At 58.2% G+C, this 20,611-nt stretch carries 18 protein-coding genes; all 18 read left to right on the top strand.

The genetic code is table 11. The features are described 5' to 3' along the window. The first annotated feature begins 85 nt into the window (after window positions 1-85). The 18 genes from OZX72_RS07630 to leuA all read left to right on the top strand — a co-directional run bounded on the left by OZX72_RS07630 (window position 86) and on the right by leuA (window position 20,464). A complete protein-coding gene (locus tag OZX72_RS07630; RefSeq protein WP_277159411.1) occupies window positions 86-775 on the top strand; it encodes a hypothetical protein in 690 nt (229 codons plus the stop codon). A gap of 297 nt (window positions 776-1,072) precedes the next feature. After that, window positions 1,073-1,342: a 30S ribosomal protein S15 gene (gene rpsO / locus OZX72_RS07625; protein ID WP_277142331.1), complete on the top strand. Its 270-nt coding sequence runs from the start codon at window positions 1,073-1,075 to the stop codon at window positions 1,340-1,342. Window positions 1,343-1,654: 312 nt separating this feature from the next. After that, on the top strand, window positions 1,655-4,405 hold the full coding sequence (locus tag OZX72_RS07620) for a polyribonucleotide nucleotidyltransferase (RefSeq protein WP_277158106.1): 2,751 nt from the start codon (window positions 1,655-1,657) through the stop codon (window positions 4,403-4,405). A 245-nt stretch (window positions 4,406-4,650) separates the two neighbouring features. Next, window positions 4,651-5,007: a hypothetical protein gene (locus OZX72_RS07615; RefSeq protein WP_277158105.1), complete on the top strand. Its 357-nt coding sequence runs from the start codon at window positions 4,651-4,653 to the stop codon at window positions 5,005-5,007. A gap of 22 nt (window positions 5,008-5,029) precedes the next feature. After that, window positions 5,030-6,214: a hypothetical protein gene (locus OZX72_RS07610; protein WP_277158104.1), complete on the top strand. Its 1,185-nt coding sequence runs from the start codon at window positions 5,030-5,032 to the stop codon at window positions 6,212-6,214. Then, window positions 6,214-7,203 (top strand): ATPase, T2SS/T4P/T4SS family, encoded by a 990-nt coding sequence (locus tag OZX72_RS07605; protein ID WP_277158103.1) that lies wholly within the window; start codon window positions 6,214-6,216, stop codon window positions 7,201-7,203. Before OZX72_RS07610 ends, OZX72_RS07605 begins: the two co-directional genes overlap by 1 nt. Continuing rightward, window positions 7,181-7,906, top strand: coding sequence for a hypothetical protein (locus OZX72_RS07600; protein WP_277158102.1), 726 nt, complete (start codon window positions 7,181-7,183; stop codon window positions 7,904-7,906). The genes OZX72_RS07605 and OZX72_RS07600 overlap by 23 nt, the downstream gene beginning before the upstream one ends. A 207-nt stretch (window positions 7,907-8,113) precedes the next feature. After that, the gene (locus tag OZX72_RS07595) at window positions 8,114-8,761 is read left to right on the top strand and encodes a hypothetical protein (protein WP_277158101.1); all 648 of its coding nucleotides are present in this window, start codon (window positions 8,114-8,116) and stop codon (window positions 8,759-8,761) included. Between the two features lie 296 nt (window positions 8,762-9,057). Then, window positions 9,058-9,345 (top strand): DUF4244 domain-containing protein, encoded by a 288-nt coding sequence (locus OZX72_RS07590; RefSeq protein WP_277158100.1) that lies wholly within the window; start codon window positions 9,058-9,060, stop codon window positions 9,343-9,345. Window positions 9,346-9,412: 67 nt separating this feature from the next. Beyond that, window positions 9,413-10,036 (top strand): TadE family type IV pilus minor pilin, encoded by a 624-nt coding sequence (locus OZX72_RS09515; protein ID WP_348519665.1) that lies wholly within the window; start codon window positions 9,413-9,415, stop codon window positions 10,034-10,036. Continuing rightward, on the top strand, window positions 10,033-10,731 hold the full coding sequence (locus tag OZX72_RS07580) for an Rv3654c family TadE-like protein (protein WP_277158099.1): 699 nt from the start codon (window positions 10,033-10,035) through the stop codon (window positions 10,729-10,731). The genes OZX72_RS09515 and OZX72_RS07580 overlap by 4 nt, the downstream gene beginning before the upstream one ends. Window positions 10,732-10,961: 230 nt before the next feature. After that, on the top strand, window positions 10,962-13,817 hold the full coding sequence (dnaX, locus tag OZX72_RS07575) for a DNA polymerase III subunit gamma/tau (RefSeq protein WP_277158098.1): 2,856 nt from the start codon (window positions 10,962-10,964) through the stop codon (window positions 13,815-13,817). Between the two features lie 3 nt (window positions 13,818-13,820). Beyond that, complete coding sequence (recR, locus tag OZX72_RS07570; RefSeq protein ID WP_277150168.1) at window positions 13,821-14,423, top strand: recombination mediator RecR; 603 nt, start codon at window positions 13,821-13,823, stop codon at window positions 14,421-14,423. Between the two features lie 282 nt (window positions 14,424-14,705). Beyond that, window positions 14,706-15,470 (top strand): aspartate kinase, encoded by a 765-nt coding sequence (locus tag OZX72_RS07565; RefSeq protein WP_277158097.1) that lies wholly within the window; start codon window positions 14,706-14,708, stop codon window positions 15,468-15,470. 169 nt (window positions 15,471-15,639) lie between these two features. After that, window positions 15,640-16,182, top strand: a complete 543-nt coding sequence (locus OZX72_RS07560; RefSeq protein ID WP_277159409.1) for an ACT domain-containing protein — start codon at window positions 15,640-15,642, stop codon at window positions 16,180-16,182. A 365-nt stretch (window positions 16,183-16,547) separates the two neighbouring features. Continuing rightward, window positions 16,548-17,618: an aspartate-semialdehyde dehydrogenase gene (locus OZX72_RS07555; protein WP_277158096.1), complete on the top strand. Its 1,071-nt coding sequence runs from the start codon at window positions 16,548-16,550 to the stop codon at window positions 17,616-17,618. Window positions 17,619-17,764: 146 nt separating this feature from the next. Beyond that, window positions 17,765-18,385, top strand: a complete 621-nt coding sequence (locus OZX72_RS07550) for a DUF5701 family protein (RefSeq protein WP_277158095.1) — start codon at window positions 17,765-17,767, stop codon at window positions 18,383-18,385. A gap of 168 nt (window positions 18,386-18,553) precedes the next feature. Then, on the top strand, window positions 18,554-20,464 hold the full coding sequence (leuA, locus tag OZX72_RS07545; protein WP_277158094.1) for a 2-isopropylmalate synthase: 1,911 nt from the start codon (window positions 18,554-18,556) through the stop codon (window positions 20,462-20,464). The last annotated feature ends 147 nt before the right edge of the window (window positions 20,465-20,611 follow it).

Raw genomic sequence — 20,611 nt, 5'->3', positions numbered from 1 at the left:
CCCAGCGGTAAAGTATTCACATATCTACTTTGGCAAAACGAAGGTGTGTCTGTGCATGCCTTCTAAAACCAGTGAGGCGTGGTTGATGAACGACGAAACGGAAAAGCCGGAACAGCGCAATGAAGCCGTTGAAATCGTGGAAGGCAAAGTCGAGAAAGTCAGCGTTTCCAAGCATCCCGAAGCCTCCATTCCGCAGACCGATCTTTCCTTGGCCGACATTCAGCGCAAGCAATTCCGGCCGGTGCGTTGGGTGGTGTATGTGGTCATCCTGCTGGCCGCCATCATTGTGCCGTATTGGCTCGGGCGCGTGCTCGCCGTGCAGCACACCAAGCAGATCATCAAGCTCTTGAGCCCGTTTGCCCCGCAAGGTGTGGCGCTGGTTTCGTGGGCGGTCACCGTGTTCGCGCTGGCCACGTTCGCGCTTTCCTTCGTGGAGGAACACGCGTGGCTCTGGCGCAACCTTTTCCTGCTTTTGCTGGCTTTCGAGCAGCTGATTGCCGGTGTTTCGCTCCTGAAATTCAAGTTCTGGTTTTCCACCTACGTCATGTATGGTTCCTCGTCGGCGCTGCCGAACGCGGCAAACTTGGGCATCATTGCGGCGCTGATTGCGGCCGGCGTTTATGTGATCCTCTTCGTAGGCCTCTTGATCGGCATCAAGAAGGACTCTCCGTTGAACGTCTTGACGCGCAGCTGGGCCTCGTTCCTTATGTACTTCGTCATTGAAGGCATCGCCATCTTAATCGTTCTCTTCAGCGGTCTGATCACCGCGGTGTGATGTGGCGTTCGTTGCCCATGCCGCTGTTTGGTGCGTGTACTGATTCCAGTGGGAAAAGCACCAAAATGTGCTCAAAATGGTGCTTTTCTCCTCAGTAAGTGGCATTTTCAGTGAGAAAAGCACTTTTTGAGGGTGTTTTTGGTGCTTTTCTCACTGAAAGTTGTACCCTACAACGGATGAGATTTCATTCATCCGTACCTCTTTCTATACTTAAAACTTGGCGTGTATTCGCCCGCGGATAGAGAGCGCTTCGGCATAACGCCGGCGGCACCGCGCAGCAACTATAAGGAGGATGCCGTGGCACTTACGGCTGAAGAAAAGCACGAGATCGTAACCAAGTATGCGACGCACGAAGGCGACACGGGTTCCCCCGAGGTTCAGGTTGCGCTGCTGAGCAAGCGTATCTCCGATCTGACCGAGCACCTGAAGACCCACCAGCACGATAACCACTCTCGTCGCGGCCTGCTGCTGATGGTCGGCGATCGTCGTCGTCTTCTCAACTATTTGAAGAAGGTCGACATCAACCGTTACCGCTCCTTGGTCGAGCGTCTTGGTCTTCGTCGATAGCTGTTTTATGCCCGGGCTTTGTGCTCGGGCTTTTTCAGAGGTTTGATTGGGCATAGACGGTAGATCCGTCTGTAAATGTTCGCGTGTGAAGAAAAACCGACGGCCCTAAGGTGAGGGTCGATAATTGAAATATCTGGATATGTGTTCCGGCGAGTTCGCCGCCAATGCTGCTTCAGACTGAGAAGTGAAAGTCAACGTGCCGTCCACCAGCGTTGGTGAGGCCAGGTAAGCCTTGCAAAATAACAGAGGTCGGACGTTGACAAAGCATTTTGCAGTATGTTGGAAATTAGGAATTAAACAAAGGAGGAACCCTTGGAGGGTCCCGAAATCAAGGCCGTAGAGGCCGTTATTGACAATGGTTCATTTGGTAAACGTACGTTGCGATTCGAGACGGGTCGTCTCGCGCAGCAGGCGGACGGCGCTGTAGCCGCCTACCTCGATGACGATTCGATGGTCCTTTCGACCACCACCGCCGGCTCAAGCCCGAAGGAAAATTACGATTTCTTCCCGCTCACCGTCGATGTGGAAGAGAAGATGTACGCCGCGGGCAAGATCCCGGGCTCGTTCTTCCGCCGCGAAGGCCGTCCCTCGAACGACGCCATCCTCGCCTGCCGCATCATCGATCGTCCGCTGCGTCCGCTCTTCCCGCATACGCTGCGCAACGAGGTTCAGGTCGTCGAGACCGTGCTCGCCTGCAACCCGGACGATGCCTACGACATGATTGCTTTGAACGCCGCCTCCGCGTCCACCATGATCTCCGGCCTGCCGTTTGAAGGTCCGGTCTCCGGTGTGCGTCTGGCGTTGGTCGACGGCCAGTGGGTCGCCTTCCCGCGCTGGAGCGAGCGCGACCGCGCGGTCTTCGAGATCGTCGTGGCCGGCCGCGTCATCGAAAACGGTGACGTCGCCATCGCCATGATCGAGGCCGGCGCCGGCAAGAACGCCTGGAACTTGATCTACGACGAGGGCCAGCAGAAGCCGGACGAGGAAGTCGTCGCCGGCGGCCTCGAGGCTGCCAAGCCGTTCATCAAGGTCATCTGCGAGGCTCAGAACGAGCTCAAGGAGAAGGCCGGCAAGGCCAACGACAAGGAATTCCAGCTCTTCCCGGAGTATACGGACGAGCTCTACAAGCGCATCGACGAGATTGCTCATAGCGACCTTAATGAGGCCCTGTCCATCGCTGCTAAGTTGCCGCGCCAGGAGCGCATCCACGAGATCAAGGAAGACGTCCGCGCCAAGCTCGCCGACGAATTCACCGATATGGATGACGCCGAGAAGGAAAAGGAACTCGGCAACGCCTTCAAGGAACTGCAGCGCCAGATCGTGCGTCGTCGCGTCTTGACCGAGGACTTCCGTATCGACGGTCGCGGCCTGCGCGATATCCGTACGCTTTCCGCCGAGGTCGGCATCGTGCCGCGCGTGCACGGTTCCGCACTCTTCCAGCGCGGCGAGACCCAGATCCTGGGCGTCACCACCCTCAACATGTTGAAGATGGAGCAGACGCTCGATTCCATTTCTGGCCCGCAAACCAAGCGTTACATGCACAACTATGAGATGCCGCCGTATTCCACCGGTGAGACCGGCCGCGTGGGCTCCCCGAAGCGCCGCGAAGTCGGCCACGGTGCGCTCGCCGAAAAGGCGCTCGTGCCGGTCCTGCCGAGCAAAGAAGACTTCCCTTACGCCATCCGTCAGGTCTCCGAGGCCATCGGCTCCAACGGTTCCACCTCTATGGGTTCCGTCTGCGCCTCCACGCTTTCGCTGCTCGACGCGGGCGTGCCTCTTAAGGCTCCTGTCGCGGGTATCGCGATGGGCCTTATCTCCGGTGACGTCGACGGCAAGCACATCTACAAGACCCTGACCGATATCCTGGGCGCCGAAGACGCGTTCGGCGACATGGACTTCAAAGTCGCTGGCACTTCCGAATTCATCACCGCGCTCCAGCTCGACACCAAGCTCGACGGCATCCCCGCCGACGTTCTGGCTGCCGCGCTGCAGCAGGCGAAGGAAGCCCGCACCACGATTCTCGAGGTGATCAACGAGTGCATCGACGCCCCGGCCGAGATGAGCCCGTATGCCCCGCGCATCATCACCACCTCTGTTCCTGTCGATAAGATCGGCGAGATCATCGGACCCAAGGGCAAGATGATCAACCAGATCCAGGAAGAGACCGGCGCTGACGTCAGCGTTGAGGACGATGGCACCATCTACATCGCTTCTGAAGGCGGCGAGGGCGCTGAAAAGGCCAAGGCCACCATCGACGCCATCGCGCATCCGCATGTGCCTGCTGTTGGCGAGAACTTCAACGGCAAGGTCGTCAAGACCACGAGCTTCGGCGCGTTCGTCAATTTGACCCCCGGCACCGACGGCTTGCTGCACATCTCGCAGATCCGCAACCTGACCAATGGCGAGCGCATCGACGCCGTCGAAGACGTGCTGAAGGAAGGCGACACCGTCGAGGTGACCGTCCAAGGCGTCGACGACCGCGGCAAGATTTCGCTGGCCATCCCCGGCTTCGAAGATCAGGAATCCGGCCCGCGCGGCGGTGGCCGTGGCGGACGTCGCGACCATGACGATCGTGGTGGGCGTGGCTACCGTGGCCACGGACGTGACCGCGAGGATCGTGATGACCGTCGTCGCCGTGATGACCGTGACGATCGTGATGATCGCCGTTCCAGCCGTGGACGTGAAGATCGCGAAGAACGCGACGATGTCGAGTTTGAGGATCGGCCGCGTCGCCGTCGTGAGGACCGTGAGGATCGTGACGACCGTCGTCGTTCCGAGCGTGGCGACCGTCGTGGCCATGATCGTGAGGATCGGGCCGAGCGTGATGACAACGATGATTTTGAGGATCGTCCGCGTCGCCGTCGTGATGACCGCGACGATTACCGTCGTTCCGACCGTCATGAGGGACGCCGTGGTGGCGGCTATCGGGGTGGTCGTCGCAACGACCGCAACCCGCGCTACGCGACCGACGATCACTATGATGAATATCGCGAGGACCGCGAAGAGCGCAGCGAGCGCCCGCGTCGCCGTGTCCGCCGCGACTTCGATCCGTTCGATGACTGATTGAATAGGTGATTGGTCGTTTCCATCGGCTAATCGCTAGATAATCGATAACTGGTCTGCAACCTACAAGTTTGGGTTGCAGACCAGTTTCTTTATTCAGTAGTACTCATTTTTTTAGGTAATTTTTATTCCTTTTGATGGTTTATTATTGCGTTGCGGTTATTCTTGATAATTTATGTTGATTTGAGACGCTTTTTGTGGATGAATGTGCATGGCTCGACGAGTCACCCTGCGACACGCCTCAAATGTGGATAACCCCTATCATTCGACCACAGTACCCGTTTCAGCTTGCGTTCCTGCCCTACAAGTGGATTGAATGGGTATATGGAAAATGTGCTTACGATTTCAAGACCAGGCCACGCGAATACTTCGTTCGCCAGACACAAAAGAATACTGCTTCCTGCCGAGGCGAAAGGCAGGCCAATCAGGAAGTCGCGGTCGCAGAAGCCGCCTTCCGGAATTTCAGTAGTTTCTACGATTCCGCCGCCGGCGAGGCTGCCGATGCGGTTGCCGACGTGCGTGAAACCACAGCCGCACCGGCCGCCAAGCCCGTCGCCTGTCCTCGAATTGCCGCGTTCGCCCCAAGCTTTAAATGCGCCTGACCTGCCTCTGAACGCGCCGGCGGTGCAATTGCAAGGCCGTGATTCGTTGCGGGCTTCCGACAGTATGCAGTCGGACGACCCAATGTCGCCTTCGGCTTTCAACGCCCCGATGCCGCGTCCTGCCATGACGCAGGAACTCATGGTTCGTCGACCTCAGACCACCGCGATGGCCGCATTGATGTTTACCGATCCGCCGATGCCCCAAGTGCACGTGGCGCGAGAGGCTTACGAAATCTCGGAGAAACACAAGAGAAATACCGGTCTAGCGCAGTTTGAGGAGTCGCCAAGCATTAAGGGCATGACCGCGCAAACATTCGCCAAGCATACGGCAATTTTCCTTTCGGCCAGCGGGGGAGTGGGGCTGAGCGCGCTCTGTTCACTTACCGCATTGCAGTTCGCGGATCAAGGTAGGCGAACGGCATTGGTGGATGCCGATTTCGGCGGCGGTGGACTTGACATCCTGCTTGGTCTCGAGAACGATAAAGGTCTGCGATTTGGCACATTGAACGCACCCTTGGGCAAGATCGACGGTGACGTCTTGTGCAAGCGGCTCCCGCATTGGGAAGGCATGCCCGTCCTCGCCTTTGACTCATGGAACAGCGAAGTCCCGGAATGGTGGGAGGTCAAGGCCGTGATGGCGGCCTTGGAACGTAGTGCGAGTGTGGACATGGTGTTGGTTGATGGCGCTCGTGGTCAGGTCATCGACATGGTCCCCGATCTTCGTGCAGCGCCGGTCGTCATCGTCTCCGAGCTTTCGGTGCTCGGTCTGGCCCGCGCCAAAGCCCTGCTCAATGCTCTCGCGTCAGGCCGTATCGGCTCAGCGGGCCGGCGAAACGCCGGTCTTTCGCACAATATCGGAGATTCCCCTGAATCGTCGATCCAGCTGTCCTCGCTATCCGGCAGCGATGGTTTTGAACAAGGCAGCGAGACTGAATATTCTGATTCGGAAAATCATGAAACCTCGCAACTTGCGGCGATTGTCGGCATCGAACCGAGAGGAACATCGCGGCGGCGCGGAGTCGTAAGTGTCAATGAGGCCAGCGAGTATCTGGGCCACCGTGTTCTGGGGCCGATGTGCCCCAACAGTGCGAGAGCCAGCGATGCGTTGGAAGGCCTGGGGCTCAAGCTCGCGAAAGCCGACCGAGCGGTAATGGATGAGCTGGCCCATGCCATCAGTGACGCGGTAGAAGGAGGTGAACGACATTGATGTTCGGCCCCCTTGAGGAACTGGCACATGAACCGGCATTGACCGATATCGCTGTGACCTGTGAGGGCCGGGTATGGGTCGATCGGGGTGGCAGAATGCGCGAATACCACCCCTCGGTGCCGTTCCGTTCGCCGCAGGTTGTGCGTGAATACGCCACCCAACTCTGTGCTCAGCTCGGCAAACGACTCGACGACGCCTGCCCGATTGCCGACGCCTCAAGCGTCGAAGGCATCCGCATTCATGCGGTCATCGCCCCGATTGTTCCCACCGGTGCAAGCATCTCCATACGTTTCCCAAGCCGTACGGTTCCAAGGCTGAGCGGGCTTGGCGCGGGAGGCATGTTTCCGCCCTCCTGGTTCCCTTTACTTTGCGGTTTGGTGAGCAAGCGTGCGACGATTCTCATCACTGGTGGCACTGGGGCCGGCAAAACCACATTATTGAAGGCGCTGCTTGCCCAAGCCGACCCTTCCGAACGCGTCGTCAGCGTCGAGGAAGTCCGGGAGTTGGGTACGCTCGGCCGTGGCAATCACGTTTCGCTGGTCGTCCGTGAGGCCAACGTCGAGGGTGCGGGCGCGATAGGGCTGCCGGAATTGGTGAAAGCGACGCTGCGTATGCGCCCCGACCGTATCATTCTGGGGGAGTGCCGCGGCGAGGAGATTGCCGACCTGCTGCGTGCCTTCAACTCCGGGCATCACGGCGGCATGGTCACCCTGCACGCCGACAGCGTCGACCGCGTACCCTCCCGTTTGGTATCGTTGGGATTGTTGGCCGGGCTCAACCAACCGGCTCTGACGATGCTTGCTGCCGGTGCTTTCGACGTAGTCCTGCATATCGAGCGAAGCAATGGCAAGCGACGAATCGCGCAGATTGGCCGGCTTTCCAAGGATACCGAGCATTTCGTCGGCGAGCCGATAGCGACTTGGAGCGGCTCGGGAATGCCGGTGCCGGGCCCAGGGTGGGACGGTTTTGTCAGTCGTTGGTCGGAGTGATTTCATGGATTGCTATGCGTTAATGGCCGGGCTTTTGCTGGTGGTCGCAGTACTTTGTTTCGCCTGGCCAAGCGAAACCGATAAACATGGAATGCTCGGTTCGGCTGCCGTTGCTGCTTCCGTTTCCGCTGCGAGTTCGAAGCATAAGTCGGGCATTCTTTCGTGTATCGATGCGTTGCGGGCGTCGGTAAAAGCGGGTGGTTCGCTTGAAGAGGCCTTCACCGAGCAGGCGCAGGGCGAACCGCTGTGTGAGACTGCCACCATGCCTGATCTTGCCGAATTGGAGGATATCATGCATGCGCAATTGAGCCCGAAGGAAACGCCGGCGCAGGCCGACCAAGCGGCGATTGAGCTGGATCTGGCCTGCAGGTTGAGCAAAAATCTCGGTTGTGAGGCCTCGCACTGTCTGGATGCCGTGGCTTCGTCCTATAAGCGCAATCGCATGATGAAAACCTTGAAAGACAACGCCTTCACCGTGCCGAAATCTACTGTGAAACTTCTTTCCCTGTTGCCGTTGGCCACGCTCGTTTTGGCCCAGCTGATGGGTGCTTCGCCCGTGACCTTCCTTTTCGGCAACGCTGCTGGTCGGGTCTGTTTGCTGCTGGGCGTGGGCACGTACGCATTGGGGATGATGTGGATGAAGGCGCTGATGGACGGCGTCGAGGCGGTTGAAGACAAAGTCGGCGACGAAAAGAAGTCTTGAGCCAAGAGACTGTATTTTCTGGGCAATCGGAAGTTTTGGACCGGCATTGCGGCAGGAAGGTGCAGGGAAATGACATAGGAATATCGCGTAAAACCGTTATTGGGAATGCTTCGTGAAATCGCAATGGGAGGCGCTGCGTAAAACCGTGATGGAAAGTGTCTATGGAACATCCGGTTTGAATGTATTGCAATGGCAGAGGTGATGAAAATGAATGCACTTATTTCAGGCTGTTTGGTGGCTGTTGCATGGGTTTTGTGGCGCTCGCCCGTGCAAGCGTCTTCGGGGCAGCTGCGTGCATTGGACAGAGGTTCTGCCGCTAAGCCGTCGCTTGGGGTCATTCTTGAGATGATGGCGGTGGCCATGCGCGAAGGTTCCTCAATTCCGCACGCGCTCGAGGTCATCGGCTCGATTGTGGGCGGAACGCTAGGCGGTGGGCTTTGCCGGGCTTCGCGTTCGTTGATGCTCGGATTCAGCTGGGAGGATGCGTGGTTTGCGGCTTCCCTGGCCTGTCAGAATACGGGGGAGCAGGGTAGACAGAAATCTGAGCCGAAGGGCAGGCACGTCCGAAAGCCTAAAGACAAAGACGATGATCCGCCTTCGGGTGACGTCGCTGCTGCACTCGATGCGTTGAGCGTTATCGACGGCGCTTTGAAAAGTACTTGGACTCGCGGCGTTTCACCCGTCGGCCCATTGGAAAGCGCGGTCGAACAGCTGGACGCCCGGGCCCGTGCTTCAATCGAGCAATCCGCTCAGAGGCTTTCGGTCAAGCTGCTTTTGCCTACTGGCCTTTGCTTCCTGCCTTCTTTCATGCTCATCGGTATCATTCCCGCCATAGGTTCGTTCATCGGTCATTGAGCCTGTTTCGTATATACGTATCAACGCGCTTGGGTTGCGGTCTGGAATTTTGCGCATATGGCTTTTCGTATTTCACTTTCGTATGTTTTTTGGTGTGGATAATTTTCCGACATTCCACATTTCTGTCAACATTTTTGGTGGACAAAAACCGCGACACGCCCGGGATGTGCATAACCCCGAGCATCCGACCACAGTGCCCGAAATCGTCACGGTAAACGACGAACTTCTGTCAGACTGAAGGTATCGCAATCGCAACGGTTGCGGTACCAAATTTCATAGAAATCAAAGGAGTAATCATGAGTAAAGAATTGATGACCATCGATCAGTCCGGCACCGGCGTCGTCACGAGTTTTGCCTCCCGTCTCTCCGAGCGCTCAAGGCAGATCAAAGGCCAGCTGTGCCTAATGGATGCTCGGCTGCGTACCGGGATGCTCGAACCTGATGAAGGCGCGGCGACGGCGGAATATTCGGTGGTTTTGGTCGCCGCCACAGGATTTGCAGCGGTGTTGGTTGCCCTGCTCAAATCCGGTGCCGTAAAGACATTACTGATGGACTTGGTCAAAAAGGCGCTCAAGGTGGTCTGAGTTTTCATATTTCTCGTTATGGAAACGAGAGCAATGAACGATGTGGATTGCGGAGAGGATGCAGTGCATGATGTCACTTCAAAAGATGCAATCGCATGGGCCGGCTGACCGCCGTTGCGGTGGAAGTCTCATCTCGACGGCGGCCAGTGCGGCTGGCAGCATTTCGGGTAGTACGCCGGCCAGTGTGACGACGAGCAATACGCCGTCCGGCATGTTTAGTGGCGCGTCAGTTAATGTGTCTGACAGTACAAGCTGGTCGCCGGTTACTTGGGTACGAAGCTTGTGTCAGCGGTTTCGTGGCCATGTTGCCGGTGACCGGCATCCTAGCTTCTGTCGGTTCGGCGCTCGCCGAGGGAAAGTCTGCGACGAAGGGGCTGTCACTGCCGAATTCGCCGTGGTGCTTCCCGCGGTGATGGTGATGGCTGTGCTGCTGATGATGCTGGCCCGGGCGGTCACGGTGGAGATGAACTGCCAGGATGCCGCCTCTGCCGCCGCCCGTGTGGCTGTGGTCTCCAACAGCGACGCCGAAGCTCGTCTGGCAGCGCACGATGCTGCCGGCGGCGATGCCAACGTTTCCATATCCCGTGGCTTCAAACAGGTCAAGGTGACGGTCAGTTGCCGCGTGGTGCCCGATCCCTTGCACGTGCTGCCCATGGCCGTGGTCGGCAAGGCGACAGGAGTCGTCCAATGAACGGTTGGAAGAAAAACTGCAAGACCAAGGAAAGCGCTGAATGCAACGATTCTGGCGATGACTGGCCGCGCTGGGCAAATCGTCGCCAGACCAAGGCGGGTATGGAATGCAGCGATTCTGGCGAGGCAATGCCTGGTTGGGCAAATCGTCCAATGGCTATAAAGGAATCGGGATATGCTTGTCGTGGCGGTTTTCGAGATTCCTGCCGAAAACGTAGTGGCGGGTTGATGTCACGGTGTTTCCGGCAGGTTGTGTCGAATCGGGTGAAGAGGTTTTTCGCTTCGTCCGTATTCGACAAGCCGGCTGCGACACAGGATTCAGTAATCGCGCGTCACCGGCTGCTGAAAGGCAGTACATACGATGAGGGTTCGGGAACCATGAACGGGGTTATGCTCATTGCCGTCGCGGCGATACTGATATCGGCGATTGCTCTCGGCGGCAATTTTCTGGTCTGTATCTCAGATGCACGGTCGGCCGCCGACCAGGCTGCCATCGCAGGAGCGGAGTCCGCGCGGGACGGTGATTTCGATCCATGCATCAAATCCAGGCTGGCCACCACGCTCAATAAAGCAGCGCTGGTCGCCTGCAAGGTGGATGAGGAGGACGTCACCGTCAAGGTCGCCGTGAAAACTGCGGTTCCGTTCGCGCCCATGGTCTCCCGTATGGCTCGGGCAGGTCCGGTAGAATGTTCGTAGGAGTATCAGTGTTGTTCAAGGTGCGGTCGGCATGGCTTCGGTTGTGCGCATAAGGTGAGTTGTATTACATTTTATAAACAACTCTATAGGCTCGTGTGAATGCGGTTGGTGAAAAGGCCACGGCACGGTGAGACCTATCAGTGCTCTGACTCGCGCAAAACAGTGAAAACAGAATGATTTCGCTCGTGAAACATCACTGAAAATAGTCGGGTAAAGGTAGGTTATAGAGTATGGCACTTGCATTGTATCGACGGTATCGGCCAGACACATTTGACGGCATCATCGGGCAGGATCAGGTCACCGTCCCGCTTTCCCGCGCTTTGGACGAGGGCAAGCTGACGCACGCCTACCTGTTCAGCGGGCCGCGTGGTTGCGGCAAGACCAGTTCCGCACGAATACTGGCCCGATGCATCAACTGCGCCAAAGGCCCCACTTCGCATCCGTGCGGCGAATGCGAAAGCTGCAAGGACCTGGCCACCGGCGGCCCCGGCTCGATCGACGTGGTCGAGATCGACGCGGCCAGCCACAATGGCGTCGAGGACGCGCGTGAACTGCGTGAGCGCGCTGCCTTCGCCCCGGCCCGCGACCGCTACAAGATTTTCATCCTCGACGAGGCCCACATGGTCACACAGCAGGGGTTCAATGCCCTGTTGAAGATTGTGGAGGAGCCGCCTGAGCATGTGATGTTCATCTTCGCCACCACCGAGCCGGACAAGGTCATTTCGACCATTCGTTCGCGTACCCACCACTATCCGTTCCGCCTTGTGCCTCCCGAGATTATGGGTCCCTATCTGGAAGAGGTGTGCGAAAACGAGCACATCGACCTGGAGCCGGGTGTGTTGAAACTCACCATGCGTGCCGGTGGCGGGTCCGTGCGCGACACGCTTTCCGTGCTTGACCAGCTGATGGCCGGAGCCGTTGACAACGAAGTGTCATACGATTCTGCCGTGGCCCTGCTCGGCTTCACCCCCGACGAACTGATTGGCGAGGCGATTGATGCCGTCATCGACAAGGACGGCGAGAAGCTCTACGGCGTGGTCGAAAAAGTCGTTGTCGGTGGTTTCGAACCCCGTCGGTTTGTGGAGGACCTGCTCTCTCGCGTGCGCGACCTGCTTGTGCTCACCCTTGGCGGTGAGAAGGCCGAAAGCGTATTGAGTGACGACTCTGCGGTAGAAGATATGAGCGATTTGCATCGTCAGTCCTCGGCGCTGGGGCTTGCCACGCTTACTGCGATGGCCGAGACCATCAACGACACCTTGGGCGGCATGACCGGGGCGATTTCGCCTCGTATGCGTTTGGAACTTCTGGCTGCAAAACTGTTGGCCGGGAGGGAAAACGGCTTTGCGCCAAGCTTGGCTCAGGCCAGTTCCGTTCCCGTAGGTGCGGGCTCGGCAGGGTCTGCCGCCGGCAATAATAACGGATTCCGCCAAGGTAATAATGCGGCTCGTGGTCGGGGCGGTTTCATCGGTTCCAGCAGGAATACTGCAAACCAGCGGCAGGGCAACGCTCCGGCTGGTTCTGGATTTGCGCCCACGAACCAAGATTCTGCGCCAAATGCCAACGTCCAAGCTCAGCAGGCCAGCAATAATGCCAATATGCAGGCTTCCGGCGCTCAAACGGCAGGTGGTGCCGGTGCCTTGGCTTCCAACGGGCAGACTCCACAGTCTTCTTCGAATAGTGCTGAAGCCTACGGGGCTGGTGCAAACGCCGCACAACAGCAAGCTGCTCAGGCCGCTGCGCCCGCACGGGTGAATATCGATTCGAATGCCACCGTCGAGGAAAAGTGGGACGCGGTGCTGACGTCGTTGCCTGAAAATGTGCGCGAATACGTCGCTCACAACAAGGTGCCTACGGTTTCTTTGGCGACCAATAGTGCCGGCAAATCGCGTCTGTCGATGACCTTCGATTGCGCGCTGAGCCAGCATGCCTTTGCGCTGGCGCTCGCCTCCGATGCCGAGCACAACGGCCAGAAGGCCGCAAACGTGGTACTGGATGGCGTGCGTTCCGTCTTCGGCCCGCATACGATGATTGCTCCCACCGGTGTGGCCGCGAACGGCGAAAAAGTAATCTCCACCAAGCGCATGAAACCAGAGGAACTGGCCAAAGTCAAGCGCGATATCGCGGTCGCCAAGGTATCGGCGACCGGCGGTTTGGGCATGGCTGCCGGGCCGGGTGGGCATAGCGCCTCGAGTCCCAAGGAACAGAAGAAAGCCGACGCCGATGCCGCCGGTGAATCCGATGATTCCTCCCATCGAGCCGGCCTGGCGAATCCGGCAGCATTGGTCCAAGGCTCGCAGAATCCTATGGACGACGATTACGATCCTTGGATGAATCCGTTGCCTGTCCCTGGTTCCCGAAGCGGCTCGGATGCTAAGCAGACGGCCAAACAAGCCGGCGAGAAGCAATCCGCCAATACTGTGCAGCCCGTTGGCGGCAGTGGCTCAGGTCAGCCTGCATACGTTGATACGTCCGAGAATCATCCTCCGGAACATCACAAGAAGCATATTGCTGTTCCGGATTTGAGCGACGGCATCGACCCTTGGGCCACGCCTCCGTCGCAGGAAGAGACGGCCGATTCCAGCTCTGAAGCTTCAAATGTGGGCGATAATCCGGGTACATCGCAACCGGCACGCAATAATAACGCGACGCATGGTTCGTCGTTCGCGGCCAATGTCGATAATTGGCAGACCAGACCGCCGGATTCCTCTGGCAATGGCTCTCCGGTTTCGCCAAACGCTGCCAATGGCTCCACAAATCTGGCTTCCGCAGCAGTCGGTAATTCCCAGCCGAAATCCGCAGCCACGAACGGCACTTCAGCCGTAAAACTGGATGACAGGGGAGACGTTGCCGCGCGCTTCCAGAATGTCGACATGGCCGATGAGACGGAGCAGCATCCGCAAGTGGCAGCCGAGGACGATGACTATTCCCTGAACGATCAGTCGTTGGGCGATGCCACAGCGGTAAGCATGGATGAGCTTTCGAAACTCTTCGAAGTCAAGCAGGTCGAGGACTTCAAGGCGGACGACCCGAAGAACCCGAAGAACATCAAACCGGTGGAAAAACACACGGACGAGGAGAGACGATAGCGGATGGCTTTGGCGTATGATGGCGCGATTCAGCGTCTTATCGATGGTTTTGCGCGCCTGCCGGGCATTGGCCCCAAAGGTGCCCAACGCATAGCCTTCTACCTGCTTTCGGCCAGTGACGAGGAAGCGCAGGACCTGGCCGATGCCATTCGCGAAGTCAAGGAGAAGGTGCGGTTCTGCGAGATTTGCGGCAACGTGTGCGAGACGAGTCCGTGCCCGATCTGTTCTGACCCGCGACGCGACCATTCCATCATTTGCGTGGTCGAGGAACCGAAAGACGTCATGAGCATTGAGCGCACCCGCGAATTCCATGGCGTCTACCATGTTCTCGGCGGTGCGATTAATCCGATGGCCAATGTCGGGCCCGGCGATTTGGCCATTCCGAAGCTTCTGGATCGGCTCAAAACCGACGAGGTCAAGGAAATAATCCTGGCGCTCGACCCCAATATCGAAGGCGAGGCCACGGTGACCTACCTGAGCCGTCTGCTTTCCCCGTTGGGGCTCAAAGTCACGCGGCTTGCCAGTGGTCTGCCGGTGGGCAGTGACTTGGAATACGCCGATGAAATTACTCTTGGCCGTGCCTTGGAAGGTCGTCAGGAAGCCTGAACGTTCGTTTGTGCCGATTGCCGGTAACTGGCTTAATGGGCTGGGCTTTGAGTTGCGTTTGCCGATCCAAACGTCTAGCAAGTGCAAACGTATGCCCGCATGGTGGTAAGCAGCACAGTCGGGCGCGGGACTGGCATATAATTCAATCATTACTGTCGAAAGCCGACCACAAGACCGGTTTGCGTTGTGTTGCTTCGCATCGTGTCGTCTGCCGGTCGGCGTTGAGATTTGGCTGGGTACGTTTGGAAAAATGTGCATCCGTCAGGGGAGAAAAGGAAAATCGTGGCGCTTATCGTGCAGAAGTACGGCGGGTCATCTGTGGCCGACGCCGAGTCCATCAAGCGCGTTGCCAAGCGGATTGTGGAGACGAAACGCAAGGGCAACAATGTCGCCGTCGTGGTTTCGGCGATGGGCGACACCACCGACGATCTGATCGACCAGGCCATGAGTATTGATTCCAACCCTCCGGCCCGCGAGATGGATATGCTGATGACCGCAGGCGAACGTATCTCGATGAGCCTTCTGGCCATGGCCATCCACGCGGCCGGCGAACGCGCATACTCCTTTACCGGTTCGCAGGCCGGTTTCATGACCGATGCCCAATTCGGCGCGGCGCACATCAAAGCGGTGAAGCCCGAGCGCGTGGCCCATGTCGTGCATGACGGCAAGATCGCCATCGTAGCCGGTTTCCAAGGCATCAATGCGGACGGCGATTACACCACGCTCGGCCGTGGCGGTTCCGACACTTCGGCTGTCGCGCTTGCGGTGGCGCTGGGTGCCGATATCTGCGAAATCTATACAGACGTCGATGGCATTTTCACCGCTGACCCGCGCATCGTTCCCAGTGCGCGACGTATCCCCTCCATCAGTTACGACGCCATTCTCGAAATGGCTTCCTGCGGCTCGAAGGTTCTCGCCCTGCGTTGCGTGGAATACGCTCAGCGTTTCAACATGCCATTGCATGTGCGCAGCTCGTTCTCGCACCGAATGGGCACATTGGTGGTCCCGGAAGGTGTGGATGCACGCAAGTTGCCGAACCTGGAGTGAACAAGCTGGAAGCAAGACGTCAGCACAAAATACAGAAATATAGCGGAACAGACTTGAACGTAACGAGAGCAAAGGAAACACAATGAGCAGCGATAGCACGAAAGACGATGACGTGAATCTGGCTGGAAACAGCAAAACCAGCGAGTCCGGTAAGACCGAAAACAAGTCGATGGGCGACATTTTCCCCGACCTTGGCCCGGAGACCCCGGTAATTTCCGGCGTGGCCCACGACCGTACCGAATCCCTGGTTACCGTGCGCGGCGTTCCCGACGAGCCGGGCATGGCCGCCCGCGTGTTCACCGAGCTTGCCAAAAGCGGCATCAACATCGACATGATCGTACAGGCCGGCGCGTCCACCGGCAAGGCTGACATCTCCTTCACCGTCCCCGATGCCACGGTCAAGACCGTTGAGAAGGCGCTTGACGGCAAGAAGACGAAGCTTGGTTACGACTCCTATTTCGTCAATACGAACGTCGGCAAAGTCGCCGTAGTGGGCGTGGGCATGAAAACCCATTCCGGCCTCGCCGCAAAGTTCTTCGAGGCCCTGAGCGCCGAACATATCAACGTGATGATGATTTCGACTTCCGAAATCCGCATCGCCGCCCTTGTTCCGCTCGATCAGCTCGACGACGCGGTGCGTGCGCTGCATACGGCGTACGGCCTTGACGCCGACCAGGTGGAGGCCGTGGTCTACGGCGGCACCGGCCGCTAAGTGTGGTATGAAGCCGTTTGCCGTATTTTATCGAGGTAATTACGAATGTGCCTCGCATCGTTGTCCAAGGCTAGGTGCTGGATTTCCGTGAATGACAAAAAGTCGACATGGACGGATAAGCGAGACGAGCTTATTCGGGTGAAGTACGTTCTCAGCGGTTTGGTTTGATTACTGTGATCTGTTGGCATTATGCGTTTTTAGCTTATCTCATATAGTCGCATGCTGCGGTTGGCAGTGTGGCACCTCGCGCTATGATGTGGCACATAACGTCTAGAGGCATTTGCGCGTCCAGGCGATGAACATTTTACGAGAAGCGGCGGCGCAAACAGGGATTGAACGGCCGTCAGCAAACGGGAGGGAAACAGATGACCGAATCAAATGGACAACAGCGCAAAGTCAACGTCGCGGTGCTGGGGGCCACCGGCCAGGTCGGCATGGTGATGCGTCGCGTGCTTGACGAACGGAATTTCCCCATCAATAACCTGCGTTTCCTCGCTTCCTCGCATTCCGCTGGTACCGTGCTCAAATGGCGCGACCGCGACATTGTGGTCGAGGACGTGGCCAAGGCCGACTTGAGCGGCATCGACATCGCCATCTTCTCAGCCGGCGGCGGCACCTCCAAGGTTTGGGCGCCGAAGTTCGCCGAAGCCGGAGCGTATGTCATCGACAACTCCTCGCAATGGCGTATGCATGATGATGTTCCGCTGGTCGTGGCCGAGGCCAACCCCGATGATCTCGACGACATTCCCCGTCGTATTGTTGCCAACCCGAACTGCACCACCATGGCTTGCATCCCCGTGCTCAAGGCGCTGGACACTCATTTCGGCCTGAAGCGCCTGATTGTCAGCTCCTATCAGGCGGTTTCCGGAGCCGGACGCGCCGGAGTCGAGCAGCTGATGAACGAGGCCAAGGCCGCCGTCGATCAGGGGGCCGACAAGCTCGTTTTCGACGGTTCCGCCATCGATTTCCCCAAGCCCACCAAGGTCGTGCGCACTATCGCCTTCAATGCTGTGCCGTTCATCGGTGCCATCGTCGACGACGGCAGCGAAGAGACCGACGAGGAGCAGAAGTTGCGCAACGAAAGCCGCAAGATCCTGCATCTGCCGAATCTCGCTGCCTCCTGCACCTGCGTGCGCGTCGGCGTCTTCACCGCCCACGGCATGTCGGTCAACGCTGAGTTCGAACGCGACGTCACACCCGATATGGCCCGCGAAGTACTGAAGGACGCTCCGGGTGTCGAACTCAACGACATCCCGACCCCGCAGCTGGCTGCCGGCAAGGACCCGAGCTTCGTCGGCCGCATCCGCCAGGACCAGGCTGTCGACGGCAAGAAGGGCCTCGCCTTCTTCATCGCCAACGATAACCTGCGCAAGGGTGCCGCCTTGAACGCCGTCGAGCTCGCCGAAATCGTCGCCCGCAAGCATTTCGGTGCGTGAGGCTTTCCGGCTTTCGCTTTTATTCTCTCTAATGCGGCTGCAAGCACGAAACGGAAACAGGGTTGAGCATCGTGCTTGTGGCCGCATTATCGGTTTTGCTGTGGTCGAATCCGCGCTTCATCATGAGCAGGTGACATACTGGAACCATGTCGAAGGCATCTAAAGAAGCGCAAAAACAACTGGACCGCATCGTGGCGTTGGGCTATCCCGACGTGGCCGATATGAGCGCGGCGGCGTTCCGTGCGCTCGCGCATCCGCTGATCGATGCTCTGAAAGACAGCGATTTGGGCGAGAACATTCTTCTCGTTCCCACCCACGAACTGGTGAGCCCGGAGTCGCTGATTGCCCGAACCAGCATCAACCGCATGGCCGGCTTTACCACCATGCCCCCGCGTGATGTCGCCAGTTTCCTGCCGCAAGACGGCTTCGAGCCCCCGGAAGGCCCGTTCTACTTGGTTGTCGACCCGCACACCGGCACCGCCTACGTCAACCGCGAGCCCGATGTGGCCCGCAAGCTCATCGATTCCGACGAGCGCATGCCGTTGACCCTTGAGGAAGGCCTCGCCATCGCCACCCAGCACCCTGATTGGCTGGTCAAAAAGAACGGTTTCAACCTGCTTGGTTCCCGCAGCGCCGACGGCCGCGTGCCCAGCATCTGGATGAGCCAGAATGCTCCGCGCCTCGGTTCTGTGTGGCCCACCTCCCGTCACACCTGGCTCGGCAACGCATACTGCCAGGCCCGTCGTGGCGTCTCGCTTTTCCGCTGAATTTCTTTTTTCTCGTCAAATCTTGGAATATAGGCGGTTTGAATGTGTCGAACCGTCTATCATTATCATTTATATGTTTCTGAAAGGTAATAAACCTATCGAAACATATAATATTTGGTTACTTCGCGTCGCAACCTGCGGTGCGTAATACAAAGAAAAGGAGGAGTGATGGGTCAGGATCAAGCATCATCGGTATTTGATCTCGCGGCGGTCGCCGCACAATCCAATGGAGGTAACAACGACCTGCTGCTGCCTCCACCGCGTTTCATCGGGGAACCGCAAAAGCCGAGCTCGATGCCGTATACCAAGTACGTGGCCTACGACAAGCAGATTCCGTTCGATTACCCCGAACGCACTTGGCCGTCGAAGAAGCTGCGCCGCGCCCCGCGTTGGTGCTCGGTCGATTTGCGCGACGGCAACCAGGCTCTGGTGAACCCGATGGATTCCGAGCGCAAGCTGCGTTTCTGGAACCTTTTGATTTCCATGGGCTTCAAGGAGATCGAGGTCGGCTTCCCGTCGGCTTCCGACACGGATTACGATTTCGTCCGCCTGTTGATCGAGCGTGAGCTCATTCCCGACGATGTCACCATCGTCGTGCTGACGCAGGCCCGCGAGCACCTGATTCGCAAGACCTACGAGTGCCTGCGTGGCGCCAAGCGTGCCGTGGTGCATTTCTACAATTCCGTCTCCGTCCTGCAACGCGAAGTCGTCTTCCGCAAGGACAAAGAGGGCATCAAGAAGCTGGCGACCGACGCGGCCGAGCTTTGCAAAGACCTCGAAAGCGCAGCCGGTGGCACCGACCTCTATTACGAGTATTCGCCGGAGTCCTTCACTGGAACCGAGCCGGATTATGCGGTCGAAGTCTGCAACGCCGTCATCGACGTCATCAAGCCGACGCCGGATCACAAGATGATCATCAACCTGCCGGCCACTGTCGAAATGACCACGCCGAACGTCTTTGCCGACGAGGTCGAGTACGTTTCCAACAACCTGAAAGACCGCGATTCCGTTGTCCTTTCGCTGCATCCGCACAATGACGAAGGCATGGGCGTCGCCGCCACGGAGCTGGCTGTGCTCGCCGGTGCTGACCGCGTTGAAGGCTGCCTGCTGGGCAACGGCGAACGCACCGGCAACGTTGACCTGGTCACGCTGGGTCTCAATATGCTCACGCAGGGCGTCGATCCGCAGATCGATTATTCCGATGTGCCGAAGATTCGCAAGACCGTCGAATACTGCAACCAGCTCACCATTTCCGAGCGCCACCCGTATGCAGGCAACTTCGTGTTCACCGCCTTCTCCGGCTCCCATCAGGACGCCATCAAGAAGGGTCTCGAGGCTCGTGAAGCCGCGGCCGAACGCGCTGGAGCCAACCTCGACGATTTCGTCTGGCTCGTGCCCTACCTGCCCATCGACCCGAAGGATATCGGCCGCAGCTACAAGGCCATCATCCGCGTCAACTCGCAGTCTGGCAAGGGCGGCATGGCCTACTTGCTCAAGACCAACCACAACCTCGATCTCCCGAAGCGCTTGCAGATTGAGTTCGAGAAGGTCGTTCAGGATTACGCCGACAAGACCGATAAAGAGGTCAAGGACGACGAGATCTGGCGTCTCTTCAAGGACGAGTACCTTCCGGTCGAGGAGAACGGTGCGTTCGCGGCCAGCGAGGCAGTGGGCGATGAGGGCGACGAGAACCTCGAATCGTGGGGCCGCCTGAAGCTGCTCAATGTTTCGGTGACTTCTGGCGCGGACGGTTCCGACACCGTCTTGAAGGCCAAGCTGCTCGACCGCGGCGCCGAATATGGTGCCGACCCGATTGAGCGTGAGGTTTCGGGAGCCGGCAACGGCCCGCTCGACGCCTTCCTCAATGCGCTTTCCACGATTGGCCTTACGGTCAGCGTCATGGATTATGCAGAGCACGCCATGACCGCCGGCACCGACGCAATGGCCGCCTCGTACATCGAGTGCCAGATCGGCGGCGAGGCCAACGCGAAGATCATTTGGGGCGTCGGCATCGATTCGTCGATCACCACCAGCTCGCTGAAGGCAATCATCTCCGCGATTAACCGCTCGATGCGTTAGATTTCGCGGTTTGTTTCCGGTTGTTTCCTTTCGTTTCCGCTGTTGATGAGCGGAGACGAAAGGAAAATGAAACGGCGTAAAGAACGATAACGTTAAAACAATAAAGATGTGGGCTTGCTCCTTTGAGGATACAAGCCCACATCTTTA

The organism is Bifidobacterium sp. ESL0769 (genome assembly GCF_029395495.1).
In the GTDB taxonomy this organism is placed as follows: Bacteria; Actinomycetota; Actinomycetes; order Actinomycetales; family Bifidobacteriaceae; genus Bifidobacterium.
This window is presented reverse-complemented; position numbering and strand designations above follow the sequence as displayed.